The sequence below is a fragment of the Herminiimonas sp. CN genome (assembly GCF_000622895.1).
In the GTDB taxonomy this organism is placed as follows: domain Bacteria; phylum Pseudomonadota; class Gammaproteobacteria; order Burkholderiales; family Burkholderiaceae_D; genus AVCC01.
Map to the genome: position 1 here is coordinate 1 of NZ_AVCC01000037.1, position 22,177 is coordinate 22,177.

Annotated in this window: 16 protein-coding genes; 7 read left to right on the forward strand and 9 right to left on the reverse strand. The window is 60.6% G+C overall.

Annotated elements, in window-relative coordinates; genetic code table 11:
- The 3 genes from HMCN_RS0109630 to HMCN_RS0109640 form a co-directional block, all read right to left on the reverse strand.
- A partial coding sequence (locus HMCN_RS0109630; RefSeq protein ID WP_025917191.1) for a bifunctional (p)ppGpp synthetase/guanosine-3',5'-bis(diphosphate) 3'-pyrophosphohydrolase occupies positions 1-2,127 on the reverse strand: 2,127 nt, incomplete at its 3' end.
- A 7-nt stretch (positions 2,128-2,134) separates the two neighbouring features.
- Entirely contained in the window at positions 2,135-2,485 is a 351-nt protein-coding gene (locus HMCN_RS0109635; RefSeq protein ID WP_025917192.1) for a RidA family protein, read from the reverse strand.
- A gap of 35 nt (positions 2,486-2,520) precedes the next feature.
- Positions 2,521-3,399 (reverse strand): alpha/beta fold hydrolase, encoded by an 879-nt coding sequence (locus tag HMCN_RS0109640; protein WP_025917193.1) that lies wholly within the window; start codon positions 3,397-3,399, stop codon positions 2,521-2,523.
- A gap of 104 nt (positions 3,400-3,503) precedes the next feature.
- Between HMCN_RS0109640 and HMCN_RS0109645 the strand changes: the two genes are divergently transcribed.
- Entirely contained in the window at positions 3,504-4,298 is a 795-nt protein-coding gene (locus HMCN_RS0109645) for a 3-hydroxybutyrate dehydrogenase (RefSeq protein WP_025917194.1), read from the forward strand.
- A gap of 232 nt (positions 4,299-4,530) precedes the next feature.
- On the opposite strand, the gene HMCN_RS18290 is transcribed toward HMCN_RS0109645, so the two are convergent.
- The 3 genes from HMCN_RS18290 to HMCN_RS0109665 all read right to left on the reverse strand — a co-directional run bounded on the left by HMCN_RS18290 (position 4,531) and on the right by HMCN_RS0109665 (position 10,890).
- The gene (locus HMCN_RS18290; protein ID WP_025917195.1) at positions 4,531-8,250 is read right to left on the reverse strand and encodes an EAL domain-containing protein; all 3,720 of its coding nucleotides are present in this window, start codon (positions 8,248-8,250) and stop codon (positions 4,531-4,533) included.
- 367 nt (positions 8,251-8,617) lie between these two features.
- A complete protein-coding gene (locus tag HMCN_RS0109660; RefSeq protein ID WP_025917196.1) occupies positions 8,618-8,818 on the reverse strand; it encodes a YbdD/YjiX family protein in 201 nt (66 codons plus the stop codon).
- The gene (locus tag HMCN_RS0109665; RefSeq protein WP_025917197.1) at positions 8,818-10,890 is read right to left on the reverse strand and encodes a carbon starvation CstA family protein; all 2,073 of its coding nucleotides are present in this window, start codon (positions 10,888-10,890) and stop codon (positions 8,818-8,820) included. The genes HMCN_RS0109660 and HMCN_RS0109665 overlap by 1 nt, the downstream gene beginning before the upstream one ends.
- A gap of 222 nt (positions 10,891-11,112) precedes the next feature.
- Here HMCN_RS0109665 and HMCN_RS0109670 point away from each other — a divergent pair, with 222 nt between their 5' ends.
- Together HMCN_RS0109670 and HMCN_RS0109675 are read left to right on the forward strand one after the other, a co-directional pair.
- Positions 11,113-12,471, forward strand: coding sequence for a cache domain-containing protein (locus tag HMCN_RS0109670; protein WP_025917198.1), 1,359 nt, complete (start codon positions 11,113-11,115; stop codon positions 12,469-12,471).
- Between the two features lie 6 nt (positions 12,472-12,477).
- Positions 12,478-13,101, forward strand: coding sequence for a response regulator transcription factor (locus tag HMCN_RS0109675; protein ID WP_025917199.1), 624 nt, complete (start codon positions 12,478-12,480; stop codon positions 13,099-13,101).
- A 121-nt stretch (positions 13,102-13,222) separates the two neighbouring features.
- On the opposite strand, the gene queG is transcribed toward HMCN_RS0109675, so the two are convergent.
- Positions 13,223-14,332, reverse strand: a complete 1,110-nt coding sequence (queG, locus tag HMCN_RS0109680) for a tRNA epoxyqueuosine(34) reductase QueG (RefSeq protein ID WP_035626537.1) — start codon at positions 14,330-14,332, stop codon at positions 13,223-13,225.
- 68 nt (positions 14,333-14,400) lie between these two features.
- Here queG and tsaE point away from each other — a divergent pair, with 68 nt between their 5' ends.
- Both tsaE and HMCN_RS0109690 read left to right on the forward strand, forming a co-directional pair.
- Positions 14,401-14,886 carry a tRNA (adenosine(37)-N6)-threonylcarbamoyltransferase complex ATPase subunit type 1 TsaE gene (gene tsaE / locus HMCN_RS0109685; protein ID WP_025917201.1) on the forward strand — a complete coding sequence of 162 codons (486 nt, stop codon included), beginning with the start codon at positions 14,401-14,403 and terminating at the stop codon, positions 14,884-14,886.
- Entirely contained in the window at positions 14,850-16,196 is a 1,347-nt protein-coding gene (locus tag HMCN_RS0109690) for an N-acetylmuramoyl-L-alanine amidase (protein WP_025917202.1), read from the forward strand. Before tsaE ends, HMCN_RS0109690 begins: the two co-directional genes overlap by 37 nt.
- Before the next feature lie 105 nt (positions 16,197-16,301).
- Here the strand turns inward: HMCN_RS0109690 and HMCN_RS0109695 are convergent, their stop codons facing one another.
- The gene (locus HMCN_RS0109695; RefSeq protein WP_202962656.1) at positions 16,302-16,739 is read right to left on the reverse strand and encodes a MerR family DNA-binding protein; all 438 of its coding nucleotides are present in this window, start codon (positions 16,737-16,739) and stop codon (positions 16,302-16,304) included.
- A gap of 72 nt (positions 16,740-16,811) precedes the next feature.
- Between HMCN_RS0109695 and HMCN_RS0109700 the strand changes: the two genes are divergently transcribed.
- Positions 16,812-19,460, forward strand: coding sequence for a heavy metal translocating P-type ATPase (locus HMCN_RS0109700; RefSeq protein WP_025917204.1), 2,649 nt, complete (start codon positions 16,812-16,814; stop codon positions 19,458-19,460).
- A gap of 106 nt (positions 19,461-19,566) precedes the next feature.
- On the opposite strand, the gene HMCN_RS0109705 is transcribed toward HMCN_RS0109700, so the two are convergent.
- Positions 19,567-20,220, reverse strand: coding sequence for a VTT domain-containing protein (locus tag HMCN_RS0109705; RefSeq protein WP_025917205.1), 654 nt, complete (start codon positions 20,218-20,220; stop codon positions 19,567-19,569).
- A gap of 73 nt (positions 20,221-20,293) precedes the next feature.
- Between HMCN_RS0109705 and mutL the strand changes: the two genes are divergently transcribed.
- Positions 20,294-22,171, forward strand: coding sequence for a DNA mismatch repair endonuclease MutL (mutL, locus tag HMCN_RS0109710; RefSeq protein WP_025917206.1), 1,878 nt, complete (start codon positions 20,294-20,296; stop codon positions 22,169-22,171).
- Positions 22,172-22,177 lie beyond the last annotated feature (6 nt).

Here is a 22,177-nt window from a genome sequence, read left to right on the forward strand (position 1 = left end):
GTTAACCCCTATCACATTGATTTTTTCCCGCGAAAATATCTCTGAAATATCGCGTAGCAAGCCTTGGCGGTCAGACGCCAACACAAAAATATCGACTGGGTATACCGTATCCAGTCCGGCATCGCCCCATGCGGTTTGAATAATACGCTCAGGCGCCTGCGCTCGCATCTCGGTAAAATTTTTGCAATTGGCGCGATGGATCGAAACACCATTGCCGCGCGTTACAAAGCCAACAATGTCATCCGGCGGCGCTGGACGGCAGCATTTTGCCAGTTGCGTCAATAAACCTTCGGTACCGACCACCAACACACCCGATTTTGCACCCTGCATCACGCTGGAGGCACGGCTCTTATTGGTAACACTGGCCTCATCTATTTCCTTTACGGCACGACTGGCATCCTCCCCGTGCAACACCTGCTCGACATTGCGCAGACTGAACTCATCTTTTCCGACTGCCAGAAAAAAATCATCCAGCTTCGGAAAACCGAGTTTGTGCGCCAGTTCCTCCAGATTGACAGCAGTCTTGCCCTCGCGTTGCAGGGTTTTTTCAACCAGGCCGCGGCCGCTTGCCAGAGTTTCCTGCTGATCCACGGCATTGAACCAGGCCCGCACTTTGGAACGTGTTCGCGCACTGACGGTGTAGCCGGTGCCGAGCCAATCACGCGACGGCCCGGCTGTACCTGGTGCGCCCTTGGCCGTAATGATTTCCACGGTCTGGCCGTTTTTAAGCGGCGTATTGAGCGGCACCATTGCACCGTCGATGCGGGCGCCGCGGCAGCGATGCCCGACATCCGTATGCAGATGGTAGGCAAAGTCGATCGGTGTGGCGCCACTGGGGAGCTCAATCACCCGCGCCTGTGGTGTTAATACATAAAGGTGATCATCCAGCGTGGCCGACTTGAGCTTATCAATCCATTCACGCTGAATCTCTTCCTGCCCAACCACAGCATTGGCGACCTCACTCTTCCATGCCAGCAACTGCCTCAGCCAAGCGATTTTTTCGTCATATTTTCGTTCTGAAAAATTCGACCCGCCGGTTTCCTTGTAGCGCCAGTGCGCGGCCACGCCGTACTCGGCAAAACGGTGCATTTCCTCGGTGCGTATCTGGACTTCCAGCGCACGATCATCGTCTGCCATCACGACTGTATGCAAGGATTGGTAGCCGTTCGACTTCGGACGCGAGATATAGTCGTCAAATTCCTTCGGAACCGGGGTCCAGATATTGTGCACAATCCCCAGCACGGCGTAACAAGTTTTGACATCTACGACGATCACGCGAAAAGCGCGCACATCGTACAGCTCCGAAAAATCAAGCGATTTGCCGCGCATCTTGTTCCAGATGCTGTAAATATGTTTGGGCCGCCCTGAAACATCGGCCTTGATCCCCGCCAGGGCCAGTTCGGACTTCAGCCGGATGATGGCATTCTCGACAAACTGCTCGCGCTCGATACGCTTTTCTTCCAGCATTTTTGCAATGCGCTTATAACTATCCGGCTCCAGAAAGCGGAAGGACAAATCTTCCAATTCCCATTTCAGTTGCCAGATACCCAGGCGATTGGCCAGTGGCGTATACAGATCCAGGGTCTCGCGCGCGTATTGGTGCGTGGTGTCGTTATAAACTTTCTGCTCTGCAAAAAAGCGCAGGATCATCACCCGCGATGCCAGTTGCACCAGCACCACGCGCATATCCGACGCCATCGACAGCAACATCTTGCGCAGTGCTTCGATCTGGGCTGCAGCTTGCTGTGCCGCATTTTTACCGCGACCAATCGGCTGCACACCGGAAGTCAGCTCCCGCAAACGCATCAATTGCCGGATGCCGGTAACCAGATTACCGACATCCTTGCCGAAACCAGCTTCAATATTTTCGGCAGCAGCCGGATCCAGTGCCGGCAACTCGAACAGCAGCCCGGCGATGATGGTTTCTGCATCCACTTTCAACGCTGCCAGCGTGGTTGCCACCCCTTTAACAAACTCCAGCGCCGGCTGGCCTGTCGGAATTGTTTTTCCGTCGTACAAAGGACAGACGAATGCAAATGCATCAAGGACGCGTGCGCTGTCCTCCGCAGAAAGCCCGGCTGTAAGCTGACGCGAGATATCGTTTTGCGAAGCGACTACCGAAACCATTGTGACCTTAGATTTGTGCTGCAGTAATAACCATTTCGATCAGCCATTCCGGCTTGGCGAGTTGGGCCTGGACGGTTGCTCGGGGCGGTGTGCAACCCGAGGCAACCCACGCCTCCCAGACCTGGTTCATGCCATCGAAATTACTCAGGTTGGAGAGATAAATCTGGCACATCAGGATGCAGGTTTTATCGCTGCCGGCCTGCGCCAAAAGGCTGTCTATCTGACTTAAAACCTCGCGTGTCTGCCCCCCAATGTCCTGTGCCGCATCGGTTGCCACCTGGCCGGCCAGATACACGGTGCCGTTGTGGATGGCTGCCTCGGACATTCTTTTACCTACATGCAATCGCTTGATTTCCATAAATACCTTTCTAAAGTGTGTTGAAAATATATCAGTTAAGCCAGTAAAAAATTCTGTCCAATCGCGATCTGGTCGGCATGCACGAAGGTTGGCGCATGTCCAACGCCGGGCAACTCAACCAGCTTTGCCTTCGGTCCGCGTTGCGTCATCGCCTGCGCGGTCTGGCGCAACAGAAGGTCAGACTCGGCGCCGCGCACCAGCAAGGTCGGGCAACGTATTGCATCATAGGCCGCCCACAACAGCGCCTCGGCAGCTTTCAGGCTGTCCGGCGTGGCCGTTTTGAATGCGTCCGCCAAGCCCGGATCGTAATGCCGAATCCACATCCCGTCCCGATCCTGGCGCAAGACATCCGCCGCCAGTTTGCGCCACTCGACATCGGAATGCGGGCCAAAAGTGGCTGAAATCTCGCGAATATAGCGCGCCGCCTGGTCGAAAGTCTGAAACCGCACCGACTGTCCGATGTAATCGCCGATTCGCAACAGCGCATCACGATCCAGAGCCGGCCCGACATCGTTGAGTATCAGCTTGCCAATCGGATTGTCCGGCAGCGAGGCGACCCCGATTCCGATCAAGCCGCCCATCGAAGTGCCGAACCAATCGACTGTTGTCACAGCTGGTTGTGCAGTAATGCGCGCCAGCAAGGTCACCATATCGCTGACGTACTGGGGAATCTGGTAATGCTGCGGATTGCGCAGCCTTTCCGAGCGCCCGCGTCCGACTACATCCGGGCAAATCACGCGATACGATTGGCAGAATGCGCGCGCCATGGCGTCGAAATCATCCGACACCCGGGTAACCCCGTGCACGCACAGCAGCACCTTCGGATTATCGGCATCCCCCCACTCCTTGTATGCCATCCGGTGCAAGCCTCCGGGGGAAAGGCACTGCACCGTCCTGATATGTGGATCTGTCATTGTCATGGCCGCCTGATTGCTATGGTTCCGACATTTTACCGGTCGTTGGGCTTAAAATCTTACGGCAAGTTCATCATCATACTTTTTCACGCTCAGGAGACATCATGCAAGGCATTGCACTCAAAGGTAAGACCGCGCTCATTACCGGCTCCACCTCCGGCATCGGGCTCGGAATTGCGCAATCGCTGGCGGCACAAGGTGCCAATATTGTATTGAATGGCTTTGGCGATGCCAAAGAAATCGCCCTATTGCAGAATGCAATCGCCAATGATTACGGCGTAGCCGTGCTGTATCACGCCGCCGACATGTCTAAGCCTGCTGAAATCGAAGCAATGATACGTGCCAGCGCGGAGAAATTCGGCGGGATTGACGTGTTGGTCAACAATGCCGGCATCCAGCATGTTGCCAACATCGAAGACTTTCCTGTGGAAAAATGGGATGCCATCATCGCCATCAACCTGTCTTCCGCCTTTCATACCGTGCGTCTGGCGCTGCCATACATGAAGTCAAAAAACTGGGGCCGCATCATCAATATCGCCTCTGCCCACGGACTGGTCGCCTCAGCACAAAAATCGGCGTACGTTGCAGCCAAGCATGGCCTGGTCGGTCTGACCAAAACCATCGCGCTGGAAACCGCACAAAGCGGCGTTACCTGCAACGCGATCTGCCCGGGCTGGGTACTCACGCCGCTGGTGCAAAAGCAGGTCGATGCCCGCGCCGAACGCGAAGGCATTTCAAACGAGGCAGCCAAGAAGGGATTGCTGGCAGAAAAACAGCCGTCCGGCGAATTCGTCACGCCTGAAGAATTGGGCGCGCTGGCGGTATTCATGTGTTCGGATGCTGCCAACCAGGTACGCGGCGTGGCATGGAATATGGATGGCGGCTGGGTAGCGCAATAATCTGTCAAGGCAGCGTCCGGACTGGGTTGCTTGCGCAAGCCCAAAGTCACCGCCCAGTCAAGCGCAACGCGATGTATCGGCGGATTCAGCGTCGTTCAGCACCAATTGAGCGCACAAATATACTGCGCCATGTATTTTTCATTACCGCAATAAATATAAGATGAAAATGATACATTATTGACCATACCCAACAAAAATTCACATTCCAGCAGCGGGATGGCATGTCGCATCATTAGGCCAGCGCGGATTGGCAGAGCAACAGATTTTCGCCCTGCCGCAGCAATTTTTCGGCGGCCTCGCCCGGCACCGGCCGGCTAAAGTAATAGCCCTGGATCTGATCGCAACCATTGCGCCACAGGAATGCCAATTGATCTTCAGTTTCGACGCCCTCGGCGATCACATCCAACCGCAGGCTGTGCGCCAGCGAAATGATCGATGCGACAATCGCCGCATCGTCAGGATTGACCGTGATATCGCGCACAAATGACTGATCGATCTTTAAGACATTGATTGGAAAGCGCTTCAGGTAGGACAGGCTCGAATAACCGGTGCCGAAATCATCGATCGACAAATGCACGCCGAGCGTCTTGAGTTCCTGCAAGACCCCGATGGTTCTTGCAACATCGGTCATGACAAGGCTTTCAGTGAGTTCGATTTCAAGGTACTGCGGCTCCAACCCGGCGTCTTCCAGCGCCGCCGTGATCGACTGCACCAGATCGTGCTGCGCAAACTGCGCGGCCGACAGGTTCACGGCGACCCGCAATGGCGCATGGCCGGCGCGCTGCCATGCCTTGTTTTGCCGGCATGCGGTACGCATCACCCAATCCCCGATCGGCACGATCAAGCCGGTTTCCTCGGCCAGATTGATGAAGTTTGCCGGCGATACCAAACCGCGCGTCGGGTGACTCCAGCGTATCAATGCTTCCATGCCGACAATCAGGCCGGTGTGCAAATCCACCTGCGGCTGATAATGCAGCAGGAATTCGTCGCGTTCCAGCGCCAGGCGCAAATCGCCTTCGATGCGCAATCGTTCCAGCGCGCGCTGATTCATTTCCGGCGTGTAAAACTGGAAATTATTGCGTCCGGTTTCCTTGGCGCGGTACATCGCAACATCGGCATGCTTGATCAGCGTATCGGCGTCCAGGCCATCGTTCGGATAAACGGCGATGCCGATGCTGGAAGTCAGGAAAAACTCGTGCTGTTCAATCACGAACGGTTTTGCGATCGCATCCATGATCCGTTGCACCACGCCGGCGCCGGGGCTCTCGGCACCGCGCTCCGACAGTAGCAGCACAAATTCATCGCCGCCCAAGCGCGCCACGGTGTCGGTTTCCCGCACCGCGTGCAGCAGGCGTTCGGCAACATGTTTTAGCAGGGTATCGCCGGCCTGATGGCCGAGCGTGTCATTGACGAATTTGAAGCGATCGAGATCGATGAACACCACCCACATCGGATAATCATGGTGCTCGGCATGGATAATCGCCTGGCACAAACGGTCATGCAACAGATTGCGGTTCGCCAGCGCGGTCAGCGCATCGTGGTTGGCCTGGAATTCCAGCTCGGCCTGATAGCGCTTGGTTTCGGTAACATCGTATTTGGCGGCGACAAAATGACTGACTGCACCGGACTCATCCTTGACCGGCGCAATGAACACCTCGCTCCAGAACAGCGTGCCATCCTTGCGATAATTACGTATCACCGCCTGGCCTGTGCGCTGCTCCCGCAGCGTGGCGCGGATTTCCTGTACGCCGGCCTGATTGGCGTCCTCACGTCGCAACACGCGCAAGCTGTGCCCAAGCATCTCGTGCGCCGCATAGCCGGTCATCCGCTCGAACGCTGGATTCACATATTCGACCGGATATTCCGGTCCGGTCGCGCTGGTAATCACAATCGCATTGGCACTGGCTTCAATCGCGCGCTTGAACAAGCGCAACTCGACCTTGACCGCCTGATGCCGGCTGCGATAACGCAACGCTGCAATCGCACCGCTTATGCCCTGCACCAGGCCAGCCAGCAAATCGACCTCTTCAGCGTCGAAAGCGTCCTGTTCCGCCGCATAGACATTCAGTATGCCCAGCATCTCATCCTCATGCAGCAACGGCAGCGCGATCATCGAATTGAAGCCGCGGCGCAATGCTTCGGTGCGCCAGCGCATCAACCGCGGGTCGCTGTCGAAACGATTTGCCACCGATGGCATGCGACTGCGCAATGCACTCGCTATCAAGCCATCGCCATGCACGCCCGCGTCCAGCGCTGCGCTGATGCAGCCCACGTAATCCTGATGCAATCCGGCAGCCGCAACCTGTGCAATACCTTCGCCGCCGTCAGTATTGCGGATTCCGGCCCATGCCATCCGATACCCGCACTTCGCGATAACCTCGCAAATACCCTGAAGCAACGCGCTTTCAAGCTTGCTGTCGATAATTATCGCTTCACACTCATGTATCGCACGCAATGCACGATTACTCCGATGCAAAGACTGTTCCAGCCGATACTGCTCAGTAATATCGCTGCCTACGCTGTCGATCCGGCCGCTGCCGGGCACTGCACCCGGAATAAAATGCGCGTCGTAACGCATCCAGCGAATTTCGCCATCGGGCCGGACAATCCGGTATTGCAGCGTCTTGCGCCCGACATCCACCAGTTCCCTGGAGGCCGCCAGCACATCAATTCGATCATCCGGATGAACACATTCGAGCCACAGCCGCGGATTGGCATAAAATGCGCCGACCGGATGTCCATATACCCGTTCGGCTGCCGGACTGACGTAATTGAGTGTCCCGGCAGGCATTTCAAACGTCCAGAGCACCTGGTCGATCGATTCGACAATCCCGTTAAGCTGCTTCTCGCGGGAGTCGAGCGAGCGCGCGATCTCGCGGGTACGCGCATGCGCCACCCGGCGCGAATAGTCGAGCGTGCGCATGAAGAAGAACACCAGCAGGCTCAACACCACGGCGGCGAAAGCTGCGATCACTGGCAACCATTGCTGCGAGGTGCTGGCAAATTTCGGCAGCGCGGTGACGATTACCTCCCAGGCGTTGCCGCCATGCGCAACCAGCAGCCGGCGCGTAAGCGGCAAGCTGTCATTATTCGCCGACAGCGCGGCCTTATCGCGATAACTGGCGCTATTGAAAATCAGCTTGTCGGTCGTGGACTGCGGCCCCGGCCCGGATTGTTCGACGATCCGGATAGCGAGGTCATCGAGCAATTTCGGACCGAATATATTGCGCAGCATATCGTCGACCCGCACCGCCAGCAGAACCGTGCCATGGAATTTTTCGCGGCGCTCCTCGACGGTGGCGGGCACCGTGCCGCCGCGATAGATAGGGAGAAAGAAAACAATGCCGTCGATGTTGCCCGGCGCGACGAACAGGCGCACCCGTCCGCTGACCGACCATTCGCCGCTGTCGCGCGCACGCTCGATGGCGATGCGGCGTTTCGGGTCCGCCCCTTGGTCAAACCAGGCGCCACCGTGATTTTTCGCGATCGGCTCGATGTACTGCACGAGCATCATCTCGGCTGAAGAAGTGGCCGCGGGCATCGAAAACGCCGGGTAGTCCGGGTTATCCTCCAGCAGTTCCGCTTTCTGGGACGCGGCGACCTGCGCCCGTTCCGACGCTGCATACTTGCGGGTAAATGCGGTAGCCTGCACGCCGGGCAAGCGATGATTCAGGTCGAGCGTAGTCGCCACCTGCTGAAACGCGCGGCGCGAAAGATCGGGATTGGCGACAAACTGCGCCTGCAAGCCGCGCAACACCTCGGCGTAGATGCTCACCTGGCGCTCCAGACTGGATTGCGCTTCGCGCGCCCGGAAATCGAGTTGCGACGACAATTCCCGCGCCACCATCGCGCTGCCCTGCCAGTACACGATGGCGGCGGCCAGCAAGCCAGCCGCCAGGAACAGCCAGGAAAACCATCCCAATTTGTTGCTTGTGCTCTGCGTGGTTTTCATGAGACGGTCAAGAACATCGGTAATTTGCGGCAGGAATGATACTTAAAGAAAATGGCCTGAATGACCATTTTTGATATTGCGCGCGATGACATCAGGATGATCGGCAAGCGGGAATTGTACGGTTGCACGATTGTTTTGCGGGTCTGCGTTTTTAACCGAAGGATCATACCATTACCATGGTGCAATCTGCATTGATGCACAACAATTTCAAATGGCAAAACTATGGGTACAGGGTAGGATGAGTGGCGCAATGGCAGGGAATCGCGGGAAAATGTCGATAACACACTGCGCCGGCCCAACTAGGGGGCTGCTGTGGCCATCCCCGATCCGGAATGCGGATAGCCCGCACCGGATCGGGTACTTCAGCTCAACAACAACGGCCGACCTTGCCGTTCGCGCCGTAGCGCGCCTCTTGCCGTTCGCGGAAAAATTCCTCGTACGACATCATCGGCAAGTCGGGATGGGTCGCTTCCATATGCGTGACGTAGGTGCTGTATTCGGGCATGCCGACCATCAGTCGCATCGATTGGCCGAGATAGCGCCCGGCTTTGGCGATTTCATCGAACATCAGGCTTGCGGCATCGCGCTGGACGGCAATGCCTCGAACGACGTCTCTCTGGCGCTGGCCTTGCCCGCAGCGCGCGCCACCAGCACCGTCCTAATGCCGAACACCAGCATACTGAGCAGCACCAGCATGAAGAAACCGCTCAGCGCAGCATCCAGATAATCGTTGAAGATCACTTGCTGCATTTGCTCGATCGATTTGGCCGGCGCCAGCAACTTGCCCTCGGCCAGCGCCGCCTTGAACTTGCCGGCATGCGCCAGGAAACCGACGCGCGGATTGGCATCGAACATCTTTTGCCAGCCGGCAGTCAGCGTGCAGATCAAGATCCAGATGGTCGGCAGGACGGTAACCCAGGCGAAGCGGTCGCGCTTCATCTTGAACAACACGCAGGTGCCGAGAATCAACGCGATACCGGCCAGCATCTGGTTGGAAATGCCGAACAGCGGCCACAAGGTATTGATCCCGCCCAGCGGATCGACCACGCCCTGGTACAGGAAATAGCCCCAGGCGGCAACGCAGAGCGCAGTCGCCGTCAGGCTGGCCACCAGCGAATCGGTGCGCTTCATCGAGGGCGCGAAGGTGCCGAGCAAATCCTGCAGCATGAAGCGCCCGGCGCGGGTGCCGGCATCGACTGCGGTCAGGATGAACAGCGCCTCGAACAGAATCGCGAAGTGGTACCAGAACGCCATCATCATCTTGCCGCCGGTAAAGCCGGACAGGATATGCGCCATCCCGACCGCCAAGGTCGGTGCGCCGCCGGCGCGCGAGATGATGGTTTTCTCGCCGACATCGAGCGCGGTCTGGGTCAGCATCTCAGGCGTGACGTAAAAACCCCAGTGCGAAATCGCCTGCGCAGCCGATTGTGCGGTGCTGCCGATCAGGGCGGCCGGACTGTTCATCGCGAAATACACGCCGGGCTCGATGGTGGCAGCGGCCACCAGCGCCATCATCGCCACAAACGATTCCATCAGCATCGCGCCGTAACCGATGAAGCGCGCGTGGCTTTCGTTTTCCAGCATCTTGGGCGTGGTGCCGGAGGCAATCAGCGCATGAAAACCGGACACCGCGCCGCAGGCGATGGTGATGAACAGGAACGGGAACAGGTTGCCGGACCAGACCGGACCGGAGCCATTGATGAACTGCGTGAAGGCCGGCATCTTCAAGTGCGGCGAAACGAAGACGATGCCGACTGCGAGCCCGACAATGGTGCCGATTTTCAGGAAAGTCGACAGGTAATCGCGCGGCGCCAGCAGCAGCCAGACCGGCAGCACCGAAGCGACGAAGCCGTAGCCGATCAGCATCCAGGTCAACTCCTTGCCGCTGAAGGTAAACATTGCCGCCAGCACCGGGATCTCCTGCACGTATTGCCCGCCGACAATGGCCAGCATCAGCAGCACGAAGCCGATCAGCGACACTTCGCCAATCCGGCCGATCCGGATATACCGGGTGTAGACGCCCATGAACAGCGCGATCGGGATGGTCGCGATCACGGTAAAGCTGCCCCACGGCGAATCGGTCAAGGCCTTGACCACGATCAGCGCCAGCACCGCCAGAATGATGACCATGATCATGAAGGTGCCGAACAGGGCGATCACGCCCGGCACCTGCCCCAGTTCCGACTTGATCAGATCGCCCAGCGAGCGACCGTCGCGCCGCATCGAAATGAACAGCACGATGAAATCCTGCACCGCGCCGGCAAACACGACCCCGGCCAGAATCCACAGCATGCCGGGCATATAGCCCATCTGGGCCGCCAGCACCGGGCCGACCAGCGGGCCGGCTCCGGCTATCGCGGCGAAATGATGGCCGAACAACACGTACTTGTTGGTCGGCACGAAATCCAGGCCGTCGTTGAACTTGTGCGCGGGCGTCATGCGCCCGGCATCCAGCCCCAGCACGCGGTCGGCGATGAACAGGCTGTAAAAGCGGTACGCGATCATGTACACGCAGACCGATGCGATGACGATCCAGATCGCACTGATGGATTCGCCGTGATGCAATGCGATCAGGCCGAATGCGAATGCGCCGACGATGGCGAGCGCGCACCAGCCAAGTTTACTGACGAGTTGACTCATTGTCTTCCTCCGAAATGGGGTAAAAGTGAAGATGTGAAGTTATTGTTTTGCCGCTGCAAAAATCGCGTGCCGACAGTGGATCCGGCGGGGGAATTTTCAGGCGCTTTACAGCTTGTCGTGCAGTATTTGGCATACGGCTTGTCCTCGCAAGCGCAGAACTACGCAAAACGCCTGCGTAGTACTACGCAAGAATCCGGATCGAATTAGCGGTAAAGTAGCGCCATGAAATTACGGCAGAAAATCATCTTGCTGGCCATCGCGCCGCTGATTCTGGCGCTGTGCGCGATCGCGCTGGCGGTGCGGCATCAGGCCATCGCGCTCGGGCAGCAGCAGCACGCCACGATCCAGGCCGCGTATCTGGCCAGCAAGGAAGCCGAACTGACGCACTACGTCAGCCTCGCAACCCGTTCGATTGCGCACCTGTACGACTCCGGCCGCACCGACTCCGCCACGCTGGATCAGGCCAAAGCCATTCTGGCCAAGCTCGATTACGGGCATGACGGCTATTTCTTCGTCTACGATTTGCAAGGCAAAAACATCATGCATCCGCGCCAGCCGGAACTGGTCGGCCAGGATTTATGGAATCTGAAAGACGCCGATGGCAGCCCGACGATCCAGAATCTGATCCGCCGCGCCAAGGCAGGCGGCGGTTTCGTCCGCTATCAGTGGGCCAAGCCGTCCAGCCACAAGACCGCGCCCAAGCTCGGCTACGTGGTTGCGCTGCCGCAATGGGGCTGGATGCTGGGCACCGGGATTTATCTGGACGATGTCGATGACGCGCTGGCCAAAATCGATGCGCAGGTCGCGGGCAACATCCACAGCACGATGCTCTGGATCGCCGCGATTGCGATCCTGGGCGCGGTCGCGGTGGCGCTGTCGGGCCTGGCGTTGAACGTCAGCGAGCATCGGGTGGCCGATGCCAAGCTCAAGGTGCTGGCGCAACGCGTGGTGCATTCGCAAGAGGAGGAACGGGCCCGCTTGTCGCGCGACTTGCACGACGGCATCAGCCAGTGGCTGGTGTCGATCAAGCTGCAAATCGAAGCCGGCGTCATCAAGCTGGCGGGAACGCCCGAACAATCCACCGCCGCGCGCCTGATGTTCGAGCGCACCGCGGCGCAGTTGAATGACGTGCTGGGCGAAGTGCGGCGGATTTCGCATGACCTGCGCCCGGCGATTCTGGACGACCTCGGTCTGGCGGCAGCGCTGGAGCATCTGGCGCACGAATTCATGGCGCATGCCGCTACGCCGACCGACTTCAGTGCGACCGGCAGCACCGACGGCTTGCCCGATGTCGCCAATACGGTGCTGTTCCGGATTGCCCAGGAAGCGTTGACCAATATCGAGCGTCATGCCGCCGCCGGCCGGATTTCGATGCGGCTGGCGGGCGATGCGCGCTGCGTCACGCTCACCGTCTGCGACGATGGGGTCGGTTTCGACGTCGATCACGTCGACGGCCACCCGAAGCGCGGCATCGGCTTGCGCAACATGACGGAGCGGCTGGAAGCTGTCGACGGAAAACTCAGTCTCACCTCATCGCCCAACGGCACCACGGTGCTTGCCACCGTGCTGCGACACTCTTGACACCCCATGCCCACTAAACCCACAATCAAAATCCTGCTGATAGACGACCACCCTCTGGTGCACGATGGTTTGCGCGCCCGGCTGGAGGCGGTTCCCGCCTTTCAGGTGGTGGCTGAGGCCAGCGCTGCAGCAGAAGCGCTGCAGCACACGCAAAACATGGAAATTGATCTGGCGCTGATGGATATCAATATGCGCGGCACCAATGGCATCGAGCTCACCGCGCAGTTTCATGCGATGTTCCCGCAGGTAGCCGTGCTGATCCTGAGCATGCACGACAAGGCGGAATACGTGATGCAGGCCATGCAAGCCGGTGCGCGCGGCTATGTGCTGAAAGACGCGCCGGGGCAGGACATCGTATGTGCGATCGAAACCGTCATTTCAGGCGGCATCTATTACAGCGCGGCCCTGTCCAGGCAGCTGTCGCGACCGATGCCGCCGGGGCTGTTATTGAGCGCGCGTGAACGCCAGATACTGCAACAGATCGCCGAGGGAAAATCGAACAAGCAAATCGCCCACGAGCTGCACCTGAGCGTGCGCACGGTCGAAACCCACCGCCTGAACATCCGGCGCAAGCTCAATATCGAAGGCCAGGTCGAACTGATAAGATTCGCGGTGCAGCAAATATACTGATATTGGTATATTAAACATGCGCAATTAAAACGTATTTAAACACCATTAAAATTACGATACCCTTGTTTTTTAAGATTGCTGAGGGGTTAATCCGGTCCATTTCCTGCGCGGCCTGGCGCCCTCAGTCAATCGCCGAACCCGCCGCCCGATGCCGTTCCAGCGCCCACTCCACATGCTCGCGCACCATCGCCGACGGATGCTGCAGCCGCGCTTGGAGCGCCGCCACCATGGCGGCGGCAGCGGCGCCGCATCCGGCCGCATTGCCCAGCCCCACCGCCAAGTTGCGCAGCCAGCACTCATGGCCGATGCGGCGGATCGGGCTGCCGGCCAGCCTGCGGTCGAACTCTTCCTCGCTCCAGCCGAACAATTCGACTAGAGTTGCGCTGTCGAGCCCGTTGCGTACCGCGAAGTCGGGCAGCGTCGCCTGTTGCGCAAATTTGTTCCACGGACACGCCAGCTGGCAATCGTCGCAGCCGTACACGCGGTTGCCGATCAATGCGCGCAGCTCCACCGGTATGCTGCCCTTGAGCTCGATTGTCAGGTACGAGATGCAGCGCCGCGCATCGACCCGGTACGGCGCCACGATCGCCTGGGTCGGGCAGATGTCGATGCAGGCGCTGCACTGGCCGCAGTGGGACGCGATCGGCGCATCCACCGGCAACGGCAAATCGGTAAACATTTCACCCAGGAAAAACATCGAACCGGCTTCCCGGCTCAGCAGCAGCGTATGCTTGCCGCGCCAGCCCAGGCCGGATTTCTGCGCCAGTTCGACCTCCAGCACCGGTGCCGAATCGGTAAACACCCGGTAGCCGAATGCGCCCACCTCGGCCTGGATGCGGTCGGCCAACTGCTGCAAGCGCCCGCGCAGCACCTTGTGATAGTCGCGGCCGCGCGCATAGATCGAAATGTTGGCTGCGCCCGGCTGGCTCTGGCGCGCGGCTTCGTCATCGCGCCAGTCGGGCCCGGACTGCGGCAGCATCGGCAAGTAAGGCATGCGCAACATAATCGCGCGCACGGTGCCCGGCACCAGTTCGGCCGGCCGGGCGCGCTTCATGCCGTGCGCAGCCATGTACGCCATCTCGCCATGCAAGCCCTGGTCAAGCCAGGCTTGCAGGCCGGCTTCGGCGCGGGACAGGTCGATATCGGCGATCCGCACCTCGGAAAACCCGAGTTCGCGCCCCCACGCCTTGATCCGCAGCGCCAGTGCGAGTAGATTGTCATTCTCGGTCATGTCGATACACCCGCTTCAGCCACAATATAAGTCACAATAATTCCATTCAAGAGGAAGCATTTTACGAGATGCAGCATTTCCATATCCATCTGCACGACGAAGCCGGCACCATCGCACTGGGCGCGGCACTGGCGCACAGCCTGGTGCCGGGCCTGACAATGCATTTGCGCGGCGATCTCGGCGCCGGCAAAACCGCGCTGACCAGAGCGCTGCTGCATGCGGCCGGTTACGCCGGCCATGTCAAGAGCCCGACCTATACGCTGGCCGAGCCTTACGCGATCAACCTTGCCGGCGCGGCGGTTGATGTGATCCACTTCGACCTGTACCGGATGCATGACCCGGCCGAGTTCCTCGATGCCGGCTTTCGCGAAGCCTTCAACGAGCGCAACATCTGCATCGTCGAATGGCCGGAAAAGGCCGACAGCGTGCTGCCGCCGCCCGATATCAGCGTGGTTCTGACGGTGGCAGGTGCAGGGCGTGATGTAGAATTGCAAGCCTTGTCAGACAAAGGGTCACAATGCCTCGACCGCCTGCACTTCGCTCCCAATTTATGAAGCCCGGCAGCACGGCGGCAACCCGCCGCACCGTCCTGAAAGCCGGCAGCACGCTGCTGCTGTCGCTGATCGCGCCGGCGCCCTCGTTTGCCGCGCAAATTCTGGCAGTGCGGGTCTGGCCGTCGCAGGAATACACCCGCGTCACGCTGGAAAACGACAGCGACCTGAAGGCGACGCATTTTCTGGTGCAAAACCCGAACCGGCTGGTAGTCGATATCGAAGGGCTGGAACTGAATCCGACCCTGAAGGAGCTGATCGCCAAGATTCAATCCAACGACCCCTACATCAGCCAGGTGCGGGTCGGGCAAAACCGGCCGAGCGTAGTGCGGCTGGTATTCGACCTGAAAGCCGAAGTCAGGCCGCAGGTGTTTACGCTGGCGCCAGTCGGCGAATACAAGCACCGGCTGGTGTTTGACCTGTATCCGGCGCGCGAATACGACCCGATCGCGGCCCTGATCGAATCCGGCGAACGGCCGGAAGACCGTCCGTTCGACGCTCCGGCCACCAGCATCGACACCCTGCCGCAGATCAAGCCCGAGCCGCCGCTGGCCAAAGTCGAGCCGAAACCCGAATCGCACAGCAACAATGCGCCGGCCATGACGCGCATGATCACCATCGCGATCGATCCCGGCCACGGCGGCGAAGACCCCGGCGCGGTCGGCAGCGGCGGCAACTATGAGAAAAACATCGTGCTGGCGATCGCCAAACGGCTAAAGGCGAAGATCGAGCAACAGCCGAACATGCGCGTGATGCTGACCCGCGACGCCGATTACTTCGTGCCGCTGCATGTGCGGGTGCAAAAAGCGCGCCGGGTACAGGCCGACCTGTTCATGTCGATCCATGCCGACGCCTTCGTGCTGCCGAGCGCGCGCGGCTCGTCGGTGTTCGCACTGTCCGAAAAAGGCGCGTCCTCGACCGCCGCGCGCTGGCTCGCCAACAAGGAAAATTCAGCCGATCTGATCGGCGGCATCAACATCAAGAACCACGACCGTCAACTGGCCAGCGTGCTGCTCGACCTGTCCACCACGGCCCAGATCAGCGACAGCATGAAGCTCGGCAAGGCTATTCTGGGCGAGATCGGCGGTATCAACCGGCTGCACAAGGGTGCGGTCGAGCAAGCCGGCTTTGCAGTGCTGAAAGCGCCCGACATCCCGTCGGTGCTGATTGAAACCGCCTTCATTTCGAATCCGGAAGAAGAAGCCAAGCTGACCGACAATGCCTACCAGGACCAGATGGCCGAAGCGGTCATGAGCGGCATCAGGAAATATTTTGCCAAAAACCCGCCGCTGTCGAAGAACCGCATGACCTGATCCGGCCATTGCCCTTCGCCGGATCATATACTGCACTACGTATAACAAAAAACAACTGAGTTGCCGCAGAAATAATTGCGCATGCAATAAATACTCCATCTGATATTAAATTCTGCGGACCTGTCCGCAAGTTTCGGCCGCGCCCGCCAGCGCCGCAATGATCGGGCAAGGCTGAGCCTGGCCGGTCGCTGCGCACTCGTGGATCAGATGATTCAACGCCGCTTCCATGCGCGCCAGATCGGCCATCTTGGCGCGGATATGCTGCAGCTTGTCGGCCGCCAGTTCGCGGATCGCAGCCCGGTCGCTGCCATCCTCCAGTTGCAGCAAGGCCTCGATCTCGTCCAGAGAGAACCCCAGTTCCTGCGAACGCTTGATGAAGCGGATGCGATCGACCAGCGTCGCCGGATAAGTCCGGAACGCACTGCCCTGTGCGGCCGGCAGCGGCAACAACTGGCGGCGCTGGTAATAGCGCACCGTCTCCACGCCGACCCCGGCCGCGCGCGCCAGCCGTCCTATGGTTAGATTATTCATAGCTCTCGTCAAAAATCGCTTGACTCTGTTGTTGGGTACGGCGTCTATACTACGATCAAACCACTCGTATCTCAAGGAGCAGCGATGAAGCAGCAACAGGATTCCGCCCCGGCCCCCAACCCGGTTTCAGCCGCAGCGCAGTGCTGCGGCGGCAGCCATGCGCCAGCGGCCGCAGCCGGCAGCAGCACGCGGGAATACACCGATCCGGTGTGCGGCATGACAGTGGCCGCCGATCCGGCCAAAAAGGCGATTTACCAGGGCAAGACATATTACTTTTGCAGCACGTCCTGCCTCGAAAAATTCAAGGCCGAACCGCTGGCCTACGTGCAGCCGGCCACGCTGCTGAAGGTTGCGGTGGCAGGCACCGCGCCGGCCGGGGCGCTGGCGCCGATGGCACCTGCCCAGGCCAGTCCGGCCGCCATCGACAAGCCCTACACCGACCCGGTCTGCGGCATGAAGGCCGCTGCCAACCCGGACAAGTCGGCCAGCTTCGACGGCGTCACCTATTATTTCTGCAGCAGCTCGTGCGTCGCCAAGTTCAAGGCCGACCCGGCGGGAATTCTGGCCCATCCGCCGCAACCGATGACGCCGGCCAAACCCAGGGCGACACCGGCTGCGGCGGACGCGATCTACACCTGCCCGATGCATCCCGAGGTGCAGCAGGTCGGCCCCGGCACCTGCCCCAAATGCGGAATGGCGCTGGAGCCGATGGAAGCCAGCATGGAAGAGGACACCGGCGAACTCGACGACATGACGCGCCGGCTGAAAATCAGCGCGGTGCTGTCGCTACCGCTGCTGCTGATGGCGATGGGCGAAATGATTCCCGGCGTCGACATCGCGGGCTGGATCAGCATGACCGCTTTTCACTGGTTGCAAGCAGTATTAGCCACGCCGGTGGTGCTGTGGGCCGGCTGGCCGTTCTTCGAGCGCGCGGTCGCCTCGTTCCGCAGCTGGAACCTGAACATGTTCAGCCTGATCGGCCTCGGCACTGCGGCCGCGTTCCTGTTCAGCGTAATCGCGCTGCTGTTCCCGGCCGCGCTGCCGGAAGCGTTCAAGATGAACGGCATGGCGCCACTGTATTTCGAAGCCTCGGCGGTCATCATCACGCTGGTGCTGCTGGGCCAGGTGCTGGAGCTGCGCGCCCGTTCGCGCACCAATAGCGCGGTGCGCGCGCTGCTGGCGCTGGCGCCGAACACCGCGCTGCGGGTCCGGCCCGACGGCAGCGAGGAGGAAGTCCATCTGGATCAGGTTCAGGTCGGCGACATCCTGCGCGTCAAGCCGGGCGACAAGGTGCCGGTCGATGGCAAAGTCACCGACGGCCATTCGAACGTCGATGAATCGATGATCACCGGCGAACCGATGGCGGTCGCCAAGACTCTCGGCAGCAGGGTCAGCGCCGGCACCGTCAATCAGACCGGCACCTTCCTGCTGCAAGCACAGAAGGTCGGCGCCGACACGCTGCTGGCGCAGATCGTGCAGATGGTGAATCAGGCCAGCCGCTCGCGCGCACCGATCCAGAAACTGGCCGACCGGGTTTCCGGCTGGTTCGTGCCGGCGGTGATGGCTTCGTCCGTGCTCAGCTTTCTGCTGTGGAACTGGTTCGGCCCGGCGCCGGCGATGGCGCATGGCCTAGTCGCGGCGGTGTCGGTGCTGATCATCGCTTGCCCTTGCGCGCTGGGACTGGCGACGCCGATTTCGATCATGGTCGGGATCGGCCGCGGCGCCGGCGAAGGCATCCTGATCAAGGATGCCGAAGCGCTCGAACAAATGGAAAAAGTCGATACGCTGGTGATCGACAAGACCGGCACCCTGACCGAAGGCAAGCCGAAAGTGCAGAGCGTGATCGCCGCCGAGGGCTTCAGCCAGGCCGAAGTGCTGGCGCTGGCCGGCGCGCTGGAAAAGCTCAGCGAGCACCCGCTGGCGCAAGCGATCGCCGAACATGCACAGCAACAAGGTTCGTCATTGCAAGCGGTCGAGCAGTTCGACTCCGTCACCGGCAAAGGGGTGCAGGGCCATATCGGCGGCGCGCTGATTGCGCTCGGCAACCAGCGCATGATGGAAGATGCCGGCGTCGATACCGGCGCACTGGGCGACAGCGCGCAGGCACTCCGCACGCAGGGTCAGACCGTGATGTTCGTGGCCAGCGGCAAGCGGCTTGCCGGCCTGATCAGCGTGGCCGATCCGATCAAGGCCAGCACCGCGGAAGCGCTGAATTTGCTGCGCGCCTCCGGCCTGCGCATCATCATGCTGACCGGCGACAACGCCGCCACCGCAGCGGCGGTCGGCAAACAATTGGGGCTGGACGAGGTGCACGCGGAAGTCTTGCCGCAGGATAAATTCAAGATTATTGAGGAACTCAAGCAGCAGGGCCGCATCGTGGCGATGGCCGGCGACGGCGTCAACGACGCACCGGCGCTGGCGCTGGCCGATGTCGGCATCGCGATGGGCACCGGCACCGACATCGCGATGAACAGCGCCCACGTGGTGCTGGTCAAGGGCGATTTGCGCGGTATTGCCAAGGCCCGCCTGCTGAGCCAGCACACGATGAAGAACATCCGGCAAAACCTGTTCTTCGCCTTCGTCTACAACTTCGTCGGGGTGCCGATTGCCGCCGGCGCGCTGTTCCCGTGGTTCGGCATCGTGCTCAGCCCGATGATCGCCAGCGCGGCGATGAGCTTCAGCTCGGTATCGGTGATCGGCAACGCGCTGCGGCTGCGCAAGACGGCCTTATAAGCGTTTTTACAGGAAAATATACAGCGCGGTGTATTTTCAGTTCCCGCCCGTATTCAGGGGGGAACTGATAGATTTTTCGGCATACCCCAAGTAAATAGCAACAAGCTCAGGCCATCGACTTGCCGGTCACCTTGCGGTAAAACTTCCACAGCCCGCCCAGCATCAGCGGCACCACGGCGGCCGCCACGCCGATCAGGACGATGGTGTTCAAATGATCGCGGATGATCGGGATGTTGCCGAAGAAATACCCGGCAGCCACCAGCCCGGTGACCCACAGCAGCGCGCCGGTCACATTGAACAGCTGGAACTTGCGCAAGGTCATCTTCGACACCCCGGCCACGAACGGCGCAAAGGTACGCACCACCGGTACGAAGCGGCACAGGATGATGGTCTTGCCGCCGTGCTTTTCAAAAAACACGTGGGTCCTGTGCAAGGCCTTCTTGTCCAGCCACTTGTAATCGTGGGTGAACACCTTGTGGCCGAGCAGGGAGCCGAACCAGTAATTGAGCGTATTGCCGCCGATCGCCGCCACCAGCAACAGGCTGACCAGCAGCCAGACATCCATCGCGCCGGTGGCGCAGAAAGCGCCGCCGATGAACAGCAGCGTGTCGCCCGGCAGGAACGGAAACACCACCAGCCCGGTTTCGGCAAACACGATCAGAAACAGCACCGCATACACCATGGTCCCGTAGTTTTCCAGTAGGTGGCCGAGCGTCTTGTCGACATGCAGGATCATGTCGAAAAATTGCATGAATTCCATACTTCTCCTAAATGACAGCAGCCCGATAGCCGAGCGTGCAGAATAATACAACAGCGCCGGTATAATCTGCACCATGAACGCACCGCTCGCACCGCTCACCCCGCCCCGCCCGATCCAGGCCCTGCCCGACCAGTTGATCTCCCAGATCGCAGCCGGCGAGGTGGTGGAACGGCCGTCCGCGGTGGTCAAGGAATTGCTCGAAAACGCGCTCGACGCCGGCGCCAGCCAGATCAGCGTGCGACTGGAGGAAGGCGGCGTCAAGCGCATCGCCATCACCGACAACGGGCGCGGCATCGCGCCGGGGCAGATGCCGCTGGCGCTGGCGCGCCACGCGACCTCGAAGATTGCCTCGCTGCACGACCTGGAGCATGTCGCCACGCTCGGCTTTCGCGGCGAAGCGCTGGCCTCGATCGCCTCGGTGGCGCAACTGACGCTGACCTCGCGCACCGCCGACGCCGCCCACGCCTGGGAGCTTGCCGGCACGCCCACCGCCAGCCCGACGCCCGCGGCCGGCGCGCCCGGCACCACGATCGATGTCCAGGACCTGTATTTCAACACCCCGGCGCGGCGCAAATTCCTGAAGACCGAACAGACCGAATTCGGCCATTGCGCCGAAGTGGTGCGGCGGATCGCGCTGGCGCGGCCGGACGTATCCTTTTCGCTGTCGCACAACGGCAAGACCATCGACCACTGGAACGCCAGCGAGGTCGCCAAGCGCAGCGCGCACATCCTGGGCGACAACTTCGCCGCGGCCCGGCTGGCGCTGGACGAATCGGCCGGCGACGCCGTCAGCGGCCTGCGCCTGCACGGCTTCGCCGGCCTGCCGACCGCCGCCCGCGCGCGCGCCGACGCCCAGTATTTCTACGTCAACGGCCGCTTCGTGCGCGACAAGCTGCTCACGCACGCAGTGCGCGCCGCCTACCAGGACGTGCTGCACGGCGACCGCTACCCATCGTATGTGCTGGCGCTGGAACTGAACCCGGCGCTGGTCGACGTGAATGTGCATCCGTCGAAGATCGAAGTGCGCTTTCGCGACAGCCGCGCGGTGCACCAGTTCGTGTTCCACGCGGTGCAGCGCGCGCTGGCGCAGACCTCGGCCACCGCATTCGGCGCCGCGCCGGCGCCGCAGGCCTCGCCCTCCGGCGCCATGCCGTGGATACGGGAGCAGCAAGCGCCGCAGCAGCAAACCAGCTTCGGCGTCCAGTTCCGCAGCGCGCCCGCCGCGCCGCAATTTAGCCGTGCCGGCTTCGGCGTGGCGCAATCGACCGCCAGCTACGGCGCACTGTTTACAGCAGAAGCAGAAGCAGAAGCAGCAGCAACGCCGCTGCCATCGGCTACAGCCGCAGCACAGTCGCTGCCGGACGACGACCACCCGCTCGGTTACGCGCTGGCGCAGCTGCACGGGGTTTTCATCCTGGCGCAAAACAGCAAGGGCTTGGTGCTGGTCGACATGCACGCCGCGCACGAACGCATCCTGTACGAGCAGCTGAAAACCGCGCTGGACCAGGATGCGATGCCGGTGCAGACGCTGCTGATCCCGGTCACCTTCTACGCCGATGCGGTCGAAGTCGGCACTACCGAAGAAAGCCGCGCCATCCTGCAGTCGCTCGGCTTCGACATCAGTGCGGTCTCGCCCACCACGCTGGCGGTGCGCACGGTGCCGGCGCTGCTGAAAAACGCCGATGCGCAAAATCTGGCGCGCGACGTGCTGCGCGACATCCGTGAATTCGGCGGCTCGCGAGTGCTGATCGAACGGCGCAATGCGCTGCTCGGTACGCTGGCCTGCCACACTGCGGTGCGCGCCAACCGGTCGCTGACGGCGCCGGAAATGAACGCGCTGCTGCGCCAGATGGAAGCCACCGAACGGGCCGACCAGTGCAACCACGGCCGCCCGACCTGGGTCCAGCTGGCGCTGGCCGATCTCGATAAACTCTTTTTACGCGGACAATAGGCCACC

Bases quoted from the DNA above. Each gene is read 5' to 3' on its own strand.
- HMCN_RS0109635 (WP_025917192.1), bottom strand. From the start codon at position 2,485: ATGGAAATCAAGCGATTGCATGTAGGTAAAAGAATGTCCGAGGCAGCC.
- HMCN_RS0109640 (WP_025917193.1), bottom strand. From the start codon at position 3,399: ATGACAGATCCACATATCAGGACGGTGCAGTGCCTTTCCCCCGGAGGC.
- HMCN_RS0109645 (WP_025917194.1), top strand. From the start codon at position 3,504: ATGCAAGGCATTGCACTCAAAGGTAAGACCGCGCTCATTACCGGCTCC.
- HMCN_RS18290 (WP_025917195.1), bottom strand. From the start codon at position 8,250: ATGAAAACCACGCAGAGCACAAGCAACAAATTGGGATGGTTTTCCTGG.
- HMCN_RS0109660 (WP_025917196.1), bottom strand. From the start codon at position 8,818: ATGTTCGATGAAATCGCCAAAGCCGGGCGCTATCTCGGCCAATCGATG.
- HMCN_RS0109665 (WP_025917197.1), bottom strand. From the start codon at position 10,890: ATGAGTCAACTCGTCAGTAAACTTGGCTGGTGCGCGCTCGCCATCGTC.
- HMCN_RS0109670 (WP_025917198.1), top strand. From the start codon at position 11,113: ATGAAATTACGGCAGAAAATCATCTTGCTGGCCATCGCGCCGCTGATT.
- HMCN_RS0109675 (WP_025917199.1), top strand. From the start codon at position 12,478: ATGCCCACTAAACCCACAATCAAAATCCTGCTGATAGACGACCACCCT.
- queG (WP_035626537.1), bottom strand. From the start codon at position 14,332: ATGACCGAGAATGACAATCTACTCGCACTGGCGCTGCGGATCAAGGCG.
- tsaE (WP_025917201.1), top strand. From the start codon at position 14,401: ATGCAGCATTTCCATATCCATCTGCACGACGAAGCCGGCACCATCGCA.
- HMCN_RS0109690 (WP_025917202.1), top strand. From the start codon at position 14,850: ATGCCTCGACCGCCTGCACTTCGCTCCCAATTTATGAAGCCCGGCAGC.
- HMCN_RS0109700 (WP_025917204.1), top strand. From the start codon at position 16,812: ATGAAGCAGCAACAGGATTCCGCCCCGGCCCCCAACCCGGTTTCAGCC.
- HMCN_RS0109705 (WP_025917205.1), bottom strand. From the start codon at position 20,220: ATGGAATTCATGCAATTTTTCGACATGATCCTGCATGTCGACAAGACG.
- mutL (WP_025917206.1), top strand. From the start codon at position 20,294: ATGAACGCACCGCTCGCACCGCTCACCCCGCCCCGCCCGATCCAGGCC.